At 44.3% G+C, this 15381-nt stretch carries 15 protein-coding genes; 4 read left to right on the forward strand and 11 right to left on the reverse strand.

What is annotated here, in order from left to right:
* Positions 1 to 67 precede the first annotated feature (67 nt).
* The 6 genes from E5672_RS09140 to E5672_RS09165 form a co-directional block, all read right to left on the reverse strand.
* Complete coding sequence (locus tag E5672_RS09140) at positions 68 to 1429, reverse strand: MFS transporter (RefSeq protein ID WP_136781915.1); 1362 nt, start codon at positions 1427 to 1429, stop codon at positions 68 to 70.
* Positions 1430 to 1469: 40 nt separating this feature from the next.
* The gene (locus tag E5672_RS09145; RefSeq protein WP_136781916.1) at positions 1470 to 2045 is read right to left on the reverse strand and encodes a BON domain-containing protein; all 576 of its coding nucleotides are present in this window, start codon (positions 2043 to 2045) and stop codon (positions 1470 to 1472) included.
* A gap of 23 nt (positions 2046 to 2068) precedes the next feature.
* Complete coding sequence (locus E5672_RS09150) at positions 2069 to 2665, reverse strand: phosphoheptose isomerase (protein ID WP_136781917.1); 597 nt, start codon at positions 2663 to 2665, stop codon at positions 2069 to 2071.
* 162 nt (positions 2666 to 2827) lie between these two features.
* Positions 2828 to 3916, reverse strand: a complete 1089-nt coding sequence (locus E5672_RS09155; RefSeq protein ID WP_136781918.1) for a glycosyltransferase family 4 protein — start codon at positions 3914 to 3916, stop codon at positions 2828 to 2830.
* 159 nt (positions 3917 to 4075) lie between these two features.
* Positions 4076 to 4417, reverse strand: a complete 342-nt coding sequence (locus tag E5672_RS09160) for a YraN family protein (RefSeq protein WP_136781919.1) — start codon at positions 4415 to 4417, stop codon at positions 4076 to 4078.
* A gap of 4 nt (positions 4418 to 4421) precedes the next feature.
* Positions 4422 to 6437 carry a penicillin-binding protein activator gene (locus E5672_RS09165; protein WP_136781920.1) on the reverse strand — a complete coding sequence of 672 codons (2016 nt, stop codon included), beginning with the start codon at positions 6435 to 6437 and terminating at the stop codon, positions 4422 to 4424.
* Positions 6438 to 6578: 141 nt separating this feature from the next.
* Here E5672_RS09165 and rsmI point away from each other — a divergent pair, with 141 nt between their 5' ends.
* Positions 6579 to 7415, forward strand: coding sequence for a 16S rRNA (cytidine(1402)-2'-O)-methyltransferase (gene rsmI, locus E5672_RS09170; RefSeq protein ID WP_136781921.1), 837 nt, complete (start codon positions 6579 to 6581; stop codon positions 7413 to 7415).
* Between the two features lie 105 nt (positions 7416 to 7520).
* Positions 7521 to 7784, forward strand: coding sequence for a hypothetical protein (locus tag E5672_RS09175; protein WP_136781922.1), 264 nt, complete (start codon positions 7521 to 7523; stop codon positions 7782 to 7784).
* Positions 7785 to 7861: 77 nt separating this feature from the next.
* On the opposite strand, the gene E5672_RS19930 is transcribed toward E5672_RS09175, so the two are convergent.
* From E5672_RS19930 to E5672_RS09200, 5 genes are all read right to left on the reverse strand, one after another.
* Positions 7862 to 9217, reverse strand: a complete 1356-nt coding sequence (locus E5672_RS19930) for a CsgG/HfaB family protein (RefSeq protein ID WP_205676483.1) — start codon at positions 9215 to 9217, stop codon at positions 7862 to 7864.
* A gap of 254 nt (positions 9218 to 9471) precedes the next feature.
* The gene (gene nspC / locus E5672_RS09185; protein ID WP_136781923.1) at positions 9472 to 10602 is read right to left on the reverse strand and encodes a carboxynorspermidine decarboxylase; all 1131 of its coding nucleotides are present in this window, start codon (positions 10600 to 10602) and stop codon (positions 9472 to 9474) included.
* 173 nt (positions 10603 to 10775) lie between these two features.
* On the reverse strand, positions 10776 to 11978 hold the full coding sequence (locus E5672_RS09190) for a saccharopine dehydrogenase family protein (RefSeq protein ID WP_014950514.1): 1203 nt from the start codon (positions 11976 to 11978) through the stop codon (positions 10776 to 10778).
* Between the two features lie 230 nt (positions 11979 to 12208).
* Positions 12209 to 12619 carry a hypothetical protein gene (locus E5672_RS09195; RefSeq protein ID WP_136781924.1) on the reverse strand — a complete coding sequence of 137 codons (411 nt, stop codon included), beginning with the start codon at positions 12617 to 12619 and terminating at the stop codon, positions 12209 to 12211.
* Positions 12620 to 12801: 182 nt separating this feature from the next.
* On the reverse strand, positions 12802 to 13836 hold the full coding sequence (locus tag E5672_RS09200) for an AraC family transcriptional regulator (RefSeq protein ID WP_240692198.1): 1035 nt from the start codon (positions 13834 to 13836) through the stop codon (positions 12802 to 12804).
* Positions 13837 to 13935: 99 nt separating this feature from the next.
* Here E5672_RS09200 and E5672_RS09205 point away from each other — a divergent pair, with 99 nt between their 5' ends.
* Positions 13936 to 14364 (forward strand): SRPBCC family protein, encoded by a 429-nt coding sequence (locus tag E5672_RS09205; RefSeq protein ID WP_136781925.1) that lies wholly within the window; start codon positions 13936 to 13938, stop codon positions 14362 to 14364.
* The gene (locus E5672_RS09210) at positions 14351 to 15163 is read left to right on the forward strand and encodes a sterol desaturase family protein (protein WP_136781926.1); all 813 of its coding nucleotides are present in this window, start codon (positions 14351 to 14353) and stop codon (positions 15161 to 15163) included. The genes E5672_RS09205 and E5672_RS09210 overlap by 14 nt, the downstream gene beginning before the upstream one ends.
* Positions 15164 to 15381: the final 218 nt, after the last annotated feature.

Genomic DNA, 15381 nt, shown 5'->3' on the forward strand with positions numbered 1-15381 from the left:
ACGCGCTAGTTTGCGTTAGACACAAACGTCACCAATAGCATGTGACATTTGTCATCAGTTCTCTAGGTTAGGTTTGTCGGGCTTTTTTCGCTTTGCGCTTGTTTAACACTGAGTCGCCATCTTCTTTCGAAAGCATTAAACTGTCGTAGATACTTACTAGCGCCAAAGTACCCATAAATAGCATGGATAGCGTAAAGGTTTGTAGGTTTGGCGTATCGGCGCTTTGGCCTAAAATTAATGCTGCTGTGGCAATAGCAAGCGCTGAAAGGGTAATGCCAAGGCCGCGATTCATCTGCATTAGAATAGCGCCTAGCGTATTGGCATCGCGCATTTTGTTTGGCGGTACGTCGGCAAAGGCTATGGTGTTTAACAAGGTTAAATGCATAGAGCGGGTGACGCCATTGGCAAACAAAATAGCGGCAATAGTGAATGACGATGTAGAGTGATTTACCAGCGCAAGGGCAACAAAACCAAGAGCGATGAGCACGCCGTTTACCACGAGCACACGTTTAAACCCGAAGGTGTTCATGATCCACGTTGTTGCGGGCTTTATCGCCAAGTTTCCGGCAAAAAGCCATAGCAAGAGGGAGCCCGCCTCTACAGGTGAGTAGCCTAGGCCAAGCTGCAGCATAAGCGGTACAAGAAACGGTGCGCTACCAAGTGCCACCCGCACAACAGAACCACCGTATACGGAAAGTCTGAAGGTTTTATGCTGCATGGCATCAAAGGAAAAAAGTGGATCTTTGGCTTTTTTGACATGACGGATAGCGAATATCATGAGTACTAGGCCAATGGCGATAATACCAAGTGCCTGAAGAAGCTTGTTGCTGGTACTGGCAAGAAATTCAATACCAGCCATAAAAAGTGCAAAGCCTACGCCGGTAAGCAAAAAGCCTTTAATATCAAACTTGCCTACATCACCTTTGGTGTTTCGCAATAGGTAAAGAGAGGCGAGGATCGCGATAATACCCAGTGGAATATTCATATAAAAAATCCACTGCCAGCTAAAATGTGTGGCTATGTAGCCGCCAAGTACTGGGCCTAATAACGGTGCACTCAAGGCGGGCCATGTAATAATGGCTACGGTTTTTACTAGTTTTTCTTTTGGCAAATCCCGCAATACTACTAATCTTCCAACCGGTACCATCATAGCACCGCCTAAACCTTGAAGAATGCGAGATAACGTAAATTCAAATAAACTGGTACTTAAGCCACAAAGAACCGAAGCGAAAGTGAAAACCGCAATCGCCGCTATGAATATGGTGCGAGCGCCAAATCTGTCAGCGGCATAACCGCTTAAAGGAATAAAAAGCGTGACTGCCACTAGGTAGGCTGACACCCCAATAGATAGGTGAGCTGCCGGTACATTGAAGTCGGCAGCAATAACAGGCAATGCCGTGGTAATTACCGTGGCGTCTAAAATTTCCATAAAGAGCGCCCCTGCAACCAACAGGGCAGTGGCGAACTCTCTATTGAACAATTTCAAAGGCTCTAACTACCCGCGCTACGCCCGTAATATTGCGAGCAATATCTACAGCGGCAGTAGCTTCAAAATTGGTTAATCGGCCCATTAGGAATACTTCAGAATCTTGAACTACCACCTTAACTTGTAAAGCGGGCACGCGCTCATCAGCCACTATTTTTGTGCGTACCTTTGACGCTAGCCAGAGGTCGTTTGCTTGTGTGCCAGCACCTATAGGTTCGCCAACTCGTATTTGATTATGTATTTTCTTAATGTAACTGACTTCTTGAGCGCGGCTTACAGCCTCGTCTATAAGCCCTTGGTTTGGTGCTTGACCAGTGAGCAGTGCAACGCCGTTATAAACGTCTACCTGAAGGTTGGTCTGCTCTTTAAGCGCTTCGCTTTTTGACCATTGATAAGACACCGCAGCATCGGCATTTTGATCGTCAAGCTGTGTACCCACAGTGCGTCGGTCGTTAGCGACCTTTGCAGCCATTGCGCCAGCTGCACCAACAGCCACCACGCACCCTTGTAATGTAAGAATTAGAGCGAATAATGAACCCAATAGTCCTAGTTTTTTCACGTGTTTACTCATTGTTAATCTAATCATTCATCGCCGTGTTCAGCGGGGAACAAACTGTCGTCAATACATTCACATAAATTGTGTATGACCAGCAAGTGTACTTCTTGTATACGGGCGGTACGGTTTGACGGGACGCGAATTTCTACGTCATGCTCGCTTAAAAAACCAGCCATCTCGCCGCCGTCTTTACCGGTAAGCGCGACTATGGTCATGTCGCGAGAAAGTGCCGCTTCCATTGCTGCAATAACATTGCGAGAATTACCGCTAGTAGAAATAGCAAGCAGTATGTCGCCGGGTTGACCTAAAGCGCGTACTTGTTTTGCAAATATTTCGTCGTAGCTATAGTCGTTAGCGATAGACGTAATGGTTGAGGTGTCTGTACTCAACGCTATTGCTGGTAGGCTGGGGCGATCACGCTCATAGCGGTTTAACATTTCAGATGAAAAGTGCTGGGCATCGCCAGCAGAACCGCCATTACCACAGCTCAGTACTTTGTTGCCTCTTATTAAGGCTTCAACCATCATGTAAGCCGCTTTTTCAATATATTCCGGCAATATTTCCGATGCTGCAATTTTTGTCTGAATGCTCTCGGTAAAGTTCGCTTTTATCTGTTCAATCATCTGTTGTCTCTTTAGTTTCAGCTATCTACTGGTCACATTACAGCGTTACATTACGCAGTGGAATATAAGCCCAGTATTCGCGAAATTATTGTTAAAGTCCTGCTGTCTTAATCTGCAAATACAGCTTGGCATTAACGTTTAAAATTACGTGTTAGGCGTTATTTATTGTAGTGAGCGAAAAAACTCAACTAAGTTTCTTGCTTCATCTTCAACCTTGAAGTTTTTTACAATGTGTTCGCGTCCGGCTTTGCCCATTTCTGCAAGTTTGTCCATATCTGAAAGAAGTAAATCCATCTTTTCTGTGACAGCTTGCTGGTCTCTGGTAGGTACTATATATCCATCAATACCTGGTCTGACAATATCTTCCCATGCGCCGGCCTGTGTTGCTAGTACAGCCGCGCCAGCACTCATAGCTTCAGGTACAGTTAAACCAAATCCTTCGTTATAGCTAAGAGCACTTACCAAAGACAATGTACTGAATATTTTCGGAATTTGTTCAAACGGCAACTCTCCGGTAAAAATAATTCGGTCAGTTAAACCCGCTTTAGACACTTTCTCTTTAAGCTGATTCACAAATTCCTGATTACTTGATGAGATGGCGCCCACAACTACCGCGTTTACGTCAGGATATTTAGGCAATACATTGATGCAAGCTTCTACAAAAAGGTGAACGCCTTTTTGCTCTCTTACTCTACCCAAAATCCCGATACCATATTTTCCGCCGTAGCCCAGCGCTTGCCACGCTTCCTGCTTATTTTCTGCCGGTGTGTAGTTGTCAACCTGCACACCGTGAAGGTTTATCCTCGCGGGAGGTTTATCCAGAAATTTCGCGGAGCGATTACTCATTGCAATAACCGCATCCATTTTATTGCTTAGCCACACAGTAGAAGCTGAACGTTTACGCTGAGCGGCTGAGCTAAATACAAGTTTGATTTTGGCGCGAAAAAGATATTTAAGGATTACGCCCTGAATCATTTCGTCAACACGACGTGCATGAAAAATTCGCCATTTTCCATTACTTAGCGGGCGTCGACACATTTTGGCAACTTCCCAAAAAGTGATAGTCATTGATGGGTCTGAAACGAAGTGCTTACCCATTATCCGCAAATTAATCATGTGTTTTTGAATTGATGTCACTTGCAGCATTGTCGACGTTACGCCAGAAAAGTTAGAGCTGGAATTGCCGACTATTAATTCAATTTCTTTGTTATTAGCGCTGCTAGGCGATATTTTTCTGCTGAGGTGACTCATTATATGTAGGAACCCAAGAAACTCTCATCAAATAGATGGAAGCTTGTAAATCTAAGATAAAACAAATGGAATACCTTTACCCTAAAGGCGTTGCCACTAACTCTTGAACGTATTTCCATCCAACACACGTATATCGCGCTTTCTAACCAACGTCAGTGTTCAGCCCACGTTTCTTAACCATTGAAGATTGCTTCCATCTATCGCGATAACGTCTATCCTTAAGGGGGTAGATACTGGATTCAGACCATTATCTAACAAATAGAAACCAAACGCAGCCTGAATTCGCTGTAGCTTTTTAGCTGTAACAAATTCTAAAGCACTACCAAACTGATTTCGTTTTCGGTACTTAACTTCAATACACACAATGGTATGCCCGTCTTGCATTACAATGTCTAATTCACCGCGTCGAGTGTGATAGTTTCGACAAAGAAGAGTAAGGCCCTGTTCCGTTAAATATTTACAAGCCTTGTCTTCTGCTGCATTCCCTTGCAGTGTTGACATAATTTTACTCCGAAAGCATCTGTACTTTTTCGTTGCGAATAATTGCCTGTGGCTGCCTGCGTATCACTTCCCCTTGTTGGTTAAGAGAAAGCGTGCCCGTTAACCCCTCGTGTGTGAGATACTTCAGTGTGTTAAGCATGCCTAGCTGTGGCAACAATTGATAAGCGTCAAAACCGAAAGCAAACAAACGCTTTTGCATAGTATTTTGATTTTGCCAGGCCTGTTCTACTTCCTGCTGAAGAGGCTGCCAATTGTGTGAGGGCATCAACCAAGGCATGTCAATAAAGTGCACGTTTTGGAGGTCACGCCATTGGTTTTTACCGCTGTCGTAATCCATCGAGCGCGATGTGGCATACACAGGTACTTGTTTACCATCGTATGGGTTTAGGCTCGCCTCGATAATTGGATTAAGCAATTCAGTGTCTTGCGGAGACGCAAACGCAACTATGGCGTCTATATCACGTCTGCTGCGCGGCATGTTATATACTTCAGCGTTGGTCATATACTCAATTTGATTAATACGATCATTGCTTTGGGCAACGTCCAGGGCTTGAGTAATACCTTCGCGAAGCGAATTACTGTCGTTAAATGTTACTGATGTAATGTTAGTGCGACGCTTGTTCTCTTGATCATTAAGCAACGTCCAGTGTTTTTTGAATGTGGCGTCCATTCGCTGATATAAACTGCTTTGAGCTGCAATAACGATTGGTGCGCGATAGCCTTTATTAAAAACATATTCAGCCAACTGCTTAGCTTCATCTTCTGGTGCCAAGCCGAAATAGTTAAGTGAGGTAACAAGGTCTAGAGCAGCTAACTCTCCTTTAGCCCCACTAGCCGCAATCGCACCGCCAGAATTGTGTAAGTCGTCATTTAGCGAAGCGCTAGAAGACGTTGCTAATGTATTATTCGTTGGCATAACGTTTGTCGTTGCAGGGGCTGCAATTTCTTCTGGACGGTTCAAGGCCAGTACGTTAACGCCAACCGGTAAATTAGGAATTAAACTTTCTACGGTATCTTTCAGAAGTGGGCCGACGATGAATTTAGTGTCGCCAATTTCATTAAGCAAATGTTGAGTATCGGCCCCGTTCGTGTCGATAAAGCGAAGACGCGGAAGCAAGTGTTCATCTTGGCGCTTTTCTACATCAGTATAGTAGGCGGACATTATGCCGTTTTTAACCACTTGTCCTGTACGTGCCAACCTTCCTGAAAGTGGAAGCAAAACCGCTATGTCATTGGCGCCAGCGTCTGTAAGCTGTGTAGCCGCGACGACACTTTTAGGCAGAGTGTTTTCTAATACGTGGCCGCGATAAACTTGTTGAAATTTTTGAAGCTCTACTGCCAAAGTTGCGGGAGAGGATGCATTTTTTTCAGTTAACTCGCGAAGGGTGATAAAAGGAGAAAGAGCGGGATATGCCTTTCCTACTTCAAAGAGCGATTCTGCGGGCAGAGAGGTAAGCCACTGCCATACCTGCTGAACTTTATCTTCGTCGGATAAATTAGTGAGCAGCACGCTATTTGCAGCCGCTGCATAATTGCCCTGTTGCGTGAAAAGCTGTGTTTGAAGCTCTGCTTTTTGGAATGCGGTTTCACCTGTAGCCTTAACGCCATCTAACATTGCCAGTAGCTCTTCTGCCGAGGCGTTAGGCATTCCCGCATAGGCCTTAGTAACCAACAGGGAATAGTATGACTGATTACCCCCTGAAATACCGTCTTCTTTTACCTCATACAGCACTTGCTGGGCTAAAACAGGCTGTTGATTTTGAAGGTATAGATCGGCCGCTTGCAACAAAAGTGCATCGCGCTGTTCTTTATTACGGGTGCGTTCCCATAATTTTTTGGCTTCAAGGAGTTTGTGCTCGGGCGTAACGTTCTCTTCTACCTGAGAGGTTTCGATTGGAGTCGGCTCCACTACCACAGGCTTTGATTGAGTTTTAGGTGTACTTCCGCAGCCCGATAATAGCAGTACCGAAGCAATGGCTGATAGCGTAAAAATTTTTCCAGCTTGTCCAATATGACGCACAGTTTCATTCCTTTTACATCGTTATAGGCCAAGTTTATCTTAACCAGTGTGAAAATCTACGCTTGCCAGCATAATCTGGACTAATGGCGTGATACACTTGTCGTATAATCTCCCAAATTAACGTAAGACTTAACCACTGTTATGACAGACACCGCCACTCTCTATATTGTTCCTACACCTATCGGTAATTTAGATGACATAAGCGCAAGAGCTATACGCATTTTAAGTGAAGTAAGCTGGATCGCTGCTGAGGACACTCGTCATAGTGCGCGACTCTTACAGCACTTTAGTATTGGAACTAAAACCCTATCACTTCACGAGCATAATGAAGACAAGCGCACCGCTATGCTCTGTGAACGTCTAAAAGGTGGTGAGTCAGTCGCCTTGATAAGTGATGCTGGAACACCGCTTATTAGTGACCCTGGCTTTGTTCTCGTACGCAAATGCCGTGAGCAGGGCATTCCGGTTAGCGCATTACCTGGCCCATGTGCCGCAATAACCGCGTTAAGTGCCTCAGGCCTGCCAACAGACAAGTTTATGTTTGAAGGTTTCCTACCGGTTAAAACTCAGGCGCGTGAAGGTGTGCTTTCGGCGTTATTAGATAGAACTTTCACTACCGTATACTACGAAGCCCCAAGAAGAATCCTAGACACGGTAAACGATATTCAGCGCGTTTTAGGTGAACGCCATATTGTAATAGCGAAAGAGCTTACCAAAACCTTCGAAACCTATGTGAGTGGCAGCGCTCAGGATGTGATTGATTATCTCGATGCCGATGCAGCACATCAAAAAGGCGAATTTGTTGTGATGATAGGCCCAGCGAAGGTCAATGAACAAGCTATTCCCAGTGAAGCCATGGCACTGCTACATAATTTGTGCGAACACATGCCACTAAAGAAAGCGGCTGCCGTAGTTGCCAGCCATTATGACTTGAAAAAGAATGCACTGTATCAAGCGGGGCTAGATGCAAAAGAGTAAACTGTCTTAATCGAGATTGATCTTAAGCGCTATTTGCGAAATACAAAGCAATAGATCTACCTCAACCATTATTGAGGAACGGGTTGAATGCTAAAGGAGGCGTAAATGACAAAGACACTTAAGATCACTATGTCCGAAGGCAAATGGCTAGTTGATATATTCTCTCAAGCGAACGACTCTGGCGTATACGATTTAATTCATCCAAATGATGTAACGGAAGTCTCATTAAACGAAGGCGAGATGTACGGCTTTCGCTACAGCCTGCAGGGTAAACCAGGTACTTCTTTTAAAATTGCATTAGACGATGATGTACTAGCTGAAGGTGAGATTGATAAGTCTGAAGTGGCGTCGGGTAGTGGTGTGTTATAACTATGATGCCTAAATACAACTAAAAGTATTGAGAGCCAAAGCCGCAATTTACGGCTTTGGTTTCAATAGATTAGAAGTTAAATACCTTCTGGGAACAGACTTTCTTTCGTTACTACCTGTATACTTTCGATAACGTGACGTACGTCGTCGTCGAGTTTTTCATTTCGAAGGGCTAATGCTCGGTTTCGCTCAAACAGCTCAGTGTGGCTTTCTAACCTTCTTCCCATTTTTCTCCAAGCTTGAACTCTAGCCTCATATGGCCATGCTTCCAGTTCAATGCGATGAGAGTCTAACTGAGTTAAAAGCATGGTAGCGGCGGCCGCCACAGACATTCCACCTGGCCAACTAGGGCTCTGATTTTCCGGGTCGAAGGATACAAATGCCGTCATTATCGGGCCATAAGTTTTAAGCCAGTCATAGTACTTGTTAAAGGCTTTTTCATCATATTCTTCTACATCAAAATTGTAAGAACGACGATCAGAAACGGTGACTCTAGATGGTGTATTGTCGACATAAACGGCAGTGGTTGTTGTTGAGGTAGTAATTGCTGGAGCATCGGTAGCGTCGGGCATTGCATCATCAGCGCCCCCTACAGTTAATCTTCCGCCTTTTCCTAGCCCACCTTCAACTTCTTGTGCTTTGTAGGAGCGAAGTGCAACAACCATTTGGTTATAAGAGTCAGCAAAAGCAGTAACTAGCATTTTGCCTTCGGGAGTCTTGGAAAAGCCGCCTGCGCCCCCCGCAGTTGGGCCTGCAAACATGCCACCAAATAAACTAAAATCATGATTCGCTGCGCTACCTGTTGCAGAAGAAACTTGAACGCCAGAGCGATTATCAATGAGTAATAAAGAGGTTGCTGCTTCATTTTTGCTGAAACCGCCACCCACTATGGAGCCTAACGTGCCAAAAAGAGCCCCGGCTATCGCTTTGCCACCTTGTGTTTTCTCGGCAAAAAGCACCGATGGGCTAAGCGTATAATCAGCCGCCACCATCTGACCGCCCCCTATGTTAGAACCAGAGCGAAGTTGCCCTGATTGCATAAGCTGACGCTCGGTGTTCATTGCATTCATAGCCCGGCCGCGCTCAACAATAACAAAGCAGTTAGATTGTTGAATCATTAATCTGATGACGGGAATAGTACTACCGAGCTTGGGATAGGTTCTGCGATACTCTGACCACCAAGGTAAGCTGGTGTCCTCGAATACACTCAATGTACCGAGTGTTTCGTCACAACTTTCTAATTGTGCGTTGTTGTTTGATGCATTTGCCCCACCGGCACCACCACTGACCGCGCCGGAACTTCCACCTCCCATAGACGGGGTGGTTGACATACAAGCCGTGGTTAAAAATAACGCACCAAGTGCAGATACAATGGGTTTGGCAATCGAGCGTACTTGTTCTGTACAGTTTGAGCCTAGATTATTCCTCTTCACAATCAATTCCTCTGATAAAGATAAGATATAACCGAGACAGGCAATTTTTGATAGTTTGAAACAACACCTGAATTCGGTGCTGAACAAAAGACGACGGAGATTAAGGACTCACCCTCGATGAGGCTGGTAGGTCGAAATTCCCTTTTGACTACTCAACACCCACAAAATAGCACTAGAGCAGATCGGGGACAAGCAAATTGATCAAAAATTGATCAATTTGCTTGTGGGATAGATTGCAAATGAAAGGCTCGATTTTAAGACAAACGGCCTTTAAAGTCTTCGTAGCTGAATTCGCGAACTAGTTCAAAATCGCCATTAGCTCGCAGAATACCGATAGCAGGGTGTTCTACACCGTTGAAGAAGGTGGTTTTTACCATGGTGTAATGCATCATGTCTTCAAACTGCAAACGATCGCCAGCCTTAAGCGGCGCATCGAATGAGTAAGTATCAATAACATCACCGGCAAGGCACGAGTTACCGCCAAGCTTCACATTATATGCTTTCTCATTCGGCATTCCAGCACCCAAAATTGTAGGGCGATAAGGCATTTCTAAAACGTCAGGCATGTGAGCAGTGGCTGAAATATCTAAAATAGCGATATCCCCGTCGTTCTCCACCATATCAACCACCTCGCAAATTAGAGGGCCTGTTTGCCACGCAACAGCAGAGCCTGGCTCAAGGATCACGTCTAAATGTGGGTAGCGCGCCTTGAAGTCCTTTAGCGTTTTAATAAGGTGCTCAACATCATACCCTTCACGGGTCATCAGGTGTCCGCCACCTAGGTTTAACCACTTTAACTGACCAAGCCATTTGCCAAAACGCTTTTCAATAGCTTCAAGGGTGCGTGCAGTGGCAAAAGAGTCACACTCACAAAGGTTGTGGCAGTGAAAACCTTCAATACCCGATAAGTCTACGCCTTCTAGCTCACTAGCGCGTATGCCTAAGCGAGAACCTGGTGCAGCTGGGTCATACAGTGGCGTATCTGCTTCTTGATGCTCAGGGTTTATGCGAAGGCCTAACGACACATCAGCGAGTACTTCTTTGTGCGCGTTCCACTGGGTCAAGCTATTAAAAGACAGGTGGTTAACGAGGCCCGCCAGTTCTTTCGCGTCATTAACCTTATACGCAGGAGAGTACGCGTGCACCTCTTTACCCATCTCTGCAGCAAGTTTCGCTTCCCATACTGAACTGGCTGTTGCTCCCTGCAAGTACTGTTTGATGATGTCGAAGCAAGACCACATAGAAAAGCCCTTAAGCGCCAAAATAATACGTGCGCCAGATTCGTCTTGAACCCGTTTCATCAGCTCAAGGTTTTTAATTAATTTTGCTTCTTCCAGCACGTAGCAAGGAGAGGGAATGTCACTGCGTTGAGTTAAATCGGTCAATGGGATAAAGCTCCAAAAAATAAAACGGCTTTCAACATTTATCAAACGCCTAATGTATTACATTACAGGTCGTAGCTCAAAATTACGCTGTATCCTACGTTTTTGTAATCTGATCTAGATTTAAATAATGGCGTTAATAAAAAGGGCGCTTGAATTAAGCGCCCGAATATCAATTATTTAGTGAAAGGGCTACCTTCACATTCAAGTACGTGCCATGGTAGGCCGTGCTCATTAAGCATGTCCATGAATGGGTCTGGATCGAATTGTTCCATGTTCCATACACCCGCTTCTTTCCACGTACCGTTAAGCATAAGCGCTGCGCCAATCATCGCCGGAACACCTGTGGTGTAAGATACAGCTTGCGCACCAACTTCTTCGTTACATTTAGCGTGGTCACAGTTGTTGTAAATAAAGATAGTTTTTTCTTTGCCATCTTTAATACCTGTAATGTAAGTACCAATGCACGTCATACCGCTATAACCTTCGGCAAGTGAGCCTGGGTTAGGAAGTACTGCTTTTAAAAACTCTAGCGGTACAATTTTCTGGCCTTGGAATTCAACTGGCTCGATGCTAGTCATACCAATACCTTCAAGTACACGCAGGTGGTTTAGGTAAGCATCACCAAATGTCATCCAGAAGCGTGCACGCTTAAGGGTAGGGAAGTGCTTAACGATAGACTCTAGCTCTTCGTGGAACATCAGGTAAGACGCACGAACACCAATATTTTGATAGTCTAGGTCTTCGCGTACGCTAAGCGGATCTGTTTCTTTCCATTCGCCATTTTCCCAATAGCGACCGCGCTGGGTAATTTCACGAATGTTGATTTCAGGGTTGAAGTTAGTCGCAAAAGCCTGACCGTGATCGCCGCCATTACAATCCACGATATCAAGGTAGTGAATTTCGTCGAAGTAGTGTTTTGCTGCGTATGCTGTGTAAACGTTAGTTACGCCAGGATCGAAGCCACTTCCAAGAAGGGCCATAATGCCCGCGTCTTTAAACTTGTCCTGGTAAGCCCACTGCCATGAATATTCGAATTTCGCTTCGTCTTTTGGCTCGTAGTTGGCAGTGTCTAGGTAATCTGTGTTAGTTGCAAGACATGCATCCATAATAGGAAGGTCTTGGTATGGCAACGCTAGGTTGATTACTAGGTCTGGTTTTACTTCGTTAATAAGTGCTTCAACTTCTTTTGCGTTGTCAGCATCAACAGCGAAAACGCCCTTAACGCGATCTGCACCTACTTCTTGCTGTAGCGCTTCACACTTAGATACCGTGCGGCTTGCTAAGTAAATTTCGTCGAAATGTTGCGGTAAACGTGCACATTTTTTCACAGTTACCGACGCAACACCGCCAGCACCAATAATTAAAACGCGAGACATAATAACTAATCCCTAATTTTGCTAATGAATTTTGGGCTGAATGCTAGCAGACCAATGGGATTTGGCAAGCAAAGACAGCCTTTGATAGTACAAAAAATTTTAATCGTAACAACGAATGTAAGAGGTAGCGTACGCATAACGCAACGTTGCCTTTTAAAGACTACTTTACTCACTGATGGCAGTTTGTACTAGGACATGTGATACACAGCATGTCCCAGACGATGACTAGGCTAACGGGTTACGGTATCGATAGGCGGTGAAATAACAACTTTTCCGTCAACCTTGTAGTAAGGATAAAGAATAAGGCGCTCTTCGTGATTTGGCGTTGCGGTAGCAACGGCAATGGCGTCAAGCGTTTTACTGTCTTGGGTGTTTACTGCAGCGGCATATACCAGCACGCTGTAGCTGTTAGTGTCTGTGGTTGTATCGATTATTCGCCATTGAAGCTGTTCAATAAGCTGCGATTCGCGCTTTTTACCTTGCGTTTCGTCGTTGAAGATACAACCAACTCGTCCATTTTCATAAATGGCCGCGAAAGGATAAAAAACATCGCATACGGGTAACATAAGCTCACATAAGCTTAGTGACTTCGATACGAGCACGTTTAATGGCGTTGGCAATGTAACTGGACGGTCGATCATAGCGTATCTCCTGTGAGTTAGCGTTGCTATACACTTGCTAATACCTACGCTTTATCAGTCACATTAGTTTAATAATCCTATTTGCGATAGTAAAAAACGAGCAATTACTACTAAAAGCTTACGCGGTTTACGCTCATTCATAACGTAGAAAAATGTGTAGCTTGAACTAAAAACAGAAAAGGTTATTGTTTTGAACCTAATTGCTTTTTGTATTTCAGTGGGGTAGTGGAGAACCACTTTTTGAAAGCATGGTTAAATGACGATTGCTCCTTAAACCCCAGTAAATCTGCAGTGTCAGCGATAGAGTGGCGTTTCAGTAAATTGTCTAGGCGAGCTTTGCGTTCGGTATCGAGAATATGTTGAAAGCTGGTACCACTTTGCCTCAATTTCCGCTGTAATGTTCGTGGGCTAATAAAAAGTGCACTGGCCACTCGCCCTTGATTACAGTCCTTCAGCGTCGGGTTTGCTTTTAATAGCGCAATGACATTATGACTTATATCTTCACTGGTACCTTTAATAAGTGGATTGTAATGCGAGCGTCGCTTATCTTCTCTACACTTCGTCAGTTCTTCTTCACTGACTTTTACCAGCGCACTGAACATCGCTTTATTTTCACTGGTAAATGGAATTTGTAGCAGGTGTTTAGGAAATATAATGGCATTAGCTGTGGCACTATCAATCACCTCACAATTACACCATTGCTTTAACATGTCTTTTTCTAAATTGCTCAATGGAAAAGTAAAAGTAACGGCGTTTAACCGACAGGCCGCACCAAGTATTTTAAAAACAGTTGCTATCCACGCTGTGGTATTGCGCAATACCATTTGTTTGCAGTCAGGGCTTTTAGGTATCCACTCAACCCGGGTATCTTCAGGTTCAAAAAATACGTGTGTTGTGCCAATGTCAGCCACTAGTGCGTCAAAGCGAGTAAGCGCGCTGATGGCCTGAGCTAAGTTTTCGCAACTCTCTACAAGGTAACCCAATACTCCGTAGTCTTTAGCCTGAATATGCTTTCCCAACTCAAATCCAAATAATGAGTTTTCGGTTAGTTCTGCCCCTTGATTTAGTAAGTCGACGTACACTTCCATATCAACCCGTGAAGAGTCTGAGAGCGAGTTGTGCTGTTGGGTAAATAGTGAAACATTATTGCTATTAACCCCTAAGCTCTCTAAATAGCTCACTGTACTTTGAATATAAGCTAGCGAAACAGAAGGCATAAGCTTGTCGCAAAATAACAAAAATATTGACGCATTAACGCAAGATAAAAAAAGAATGTCAATTTATGCTGGAAGCCATGAGAAAAGGAAATATCGTAGATGGTTGACGTTTACTACCAAAAATATATTGCTGCAACGCCACAAGAACTGCGCGATACGCTGCTTGCTCACCAAAATCTTAGCGATTTTTTTAATGCGTCGTTTAAGGTTTTGAAAGCAGAAAATGATAATGAAGTAAGCGGCGGAAAGGGCTGCGTAAGAGAAGTCACTATTCTGGGTGTACGCTTTAAGGAAGAAATCGTACACGCAGATACAAACGGTATTGAGTATAGAGTGGTTGACGATTTTCCAGTGACGGCGCACAGAGGCACTATTGCGTTTACGCGACGAGAAAATGCAACAAAGGTTTCTTATCGTATAACCTGTCGCGCGCCCTGGTACATACCTAACTGGTTACTGTCGCGCCTGTTGCAAAACGATATTGAGCAATGTCTAGATAAGTTAGGAGCACGTTTTGATCCCCGTTGAACTTATTTTGCTAGGCTTGAGCCCTGTTTTTTTTCTGTGTGTTTTTATCGAATTTAAAAAAGCACGGCAGTTTTACAATGTAAAAGACAGTGTAAATAACGCCTTACTCGCACTACTTCACCAGGGCTCTGATGCCGTGGTATTACTTCTACTAATGCCTTTTTTTATTTGGTTGCACCAGTTTTCACTATTTAAAATAGAGCTTAGTGCGCTGTCACTTTTTGCAGGTTTTGTCCTACAAGACTTTTTGTATTACTGGTTTCATCGCTCGTCACACAACATACACTGGTTTTGGTTGGCCCATGTGGTACATCACAGTTCAACAAAAATGAATTTTACTACGGCTTTCAGGCAAAGCGTTTTGTATCCGTTTGTGGGCATGTGGCTCTTCTGGGTACCCATGATTCTTGTTGGTTTTTCGCCAAGTCTGGTCTTTGCCATTGTCGCTATCAATCTGGCGTATCAGTTTTTCGTGCACACTCAAACGATTGGACACTTAGGCTGGGTAGAGCGCATCTTCAACACGCCTACGCATCACCGTATTCATCACGCAACGAATAAACCTTACATTGATAAAAATTATGGTGGCGTACTTATTATATGGGATAAGTTATTCGGCACGTTCGCTGAAGAAGACAAAACGATAAGGATAAAGTACGGCATTGTAGGAAAAATGCCTAAGGACAATCCACTTAGCGCCAACTTCAGTCAAATAGGTGTGCTTCGTGAACAGCTTCAACAGGCAAAAGGAATTAAAGCAAAGTTAAAGCGGTTGTTTGGCTATCCTGTAGCAGATTGATACCTATGGTACTCGCGCGCCTGAACTATGTTTTTACAACGCATTCAATTTGCACAAATTCATTGGCAGAAGCGCACCAAAGTAAAGCATATTGTTGACCGAGGTGAAGCAAAGTCGGAATGCCATATAAATAGACTTTCCCAACTCAATATTCTCAATCCCTAGAGTTGCAATACAACCAACAGCGTTTGACTGAAGTTGGTTTCCTTAGGCGCATT

Origin of the sequence: Alteromonas portus (assembly GCF_005117025.1) — a bacterium.
GTDB classification, from domain to species: Bacteria; Pseudomonadota; Gammaproteobacteria; order Enterobacterales; family Alteromonadaceae; genus Alteromonas; species Alteromonas portus.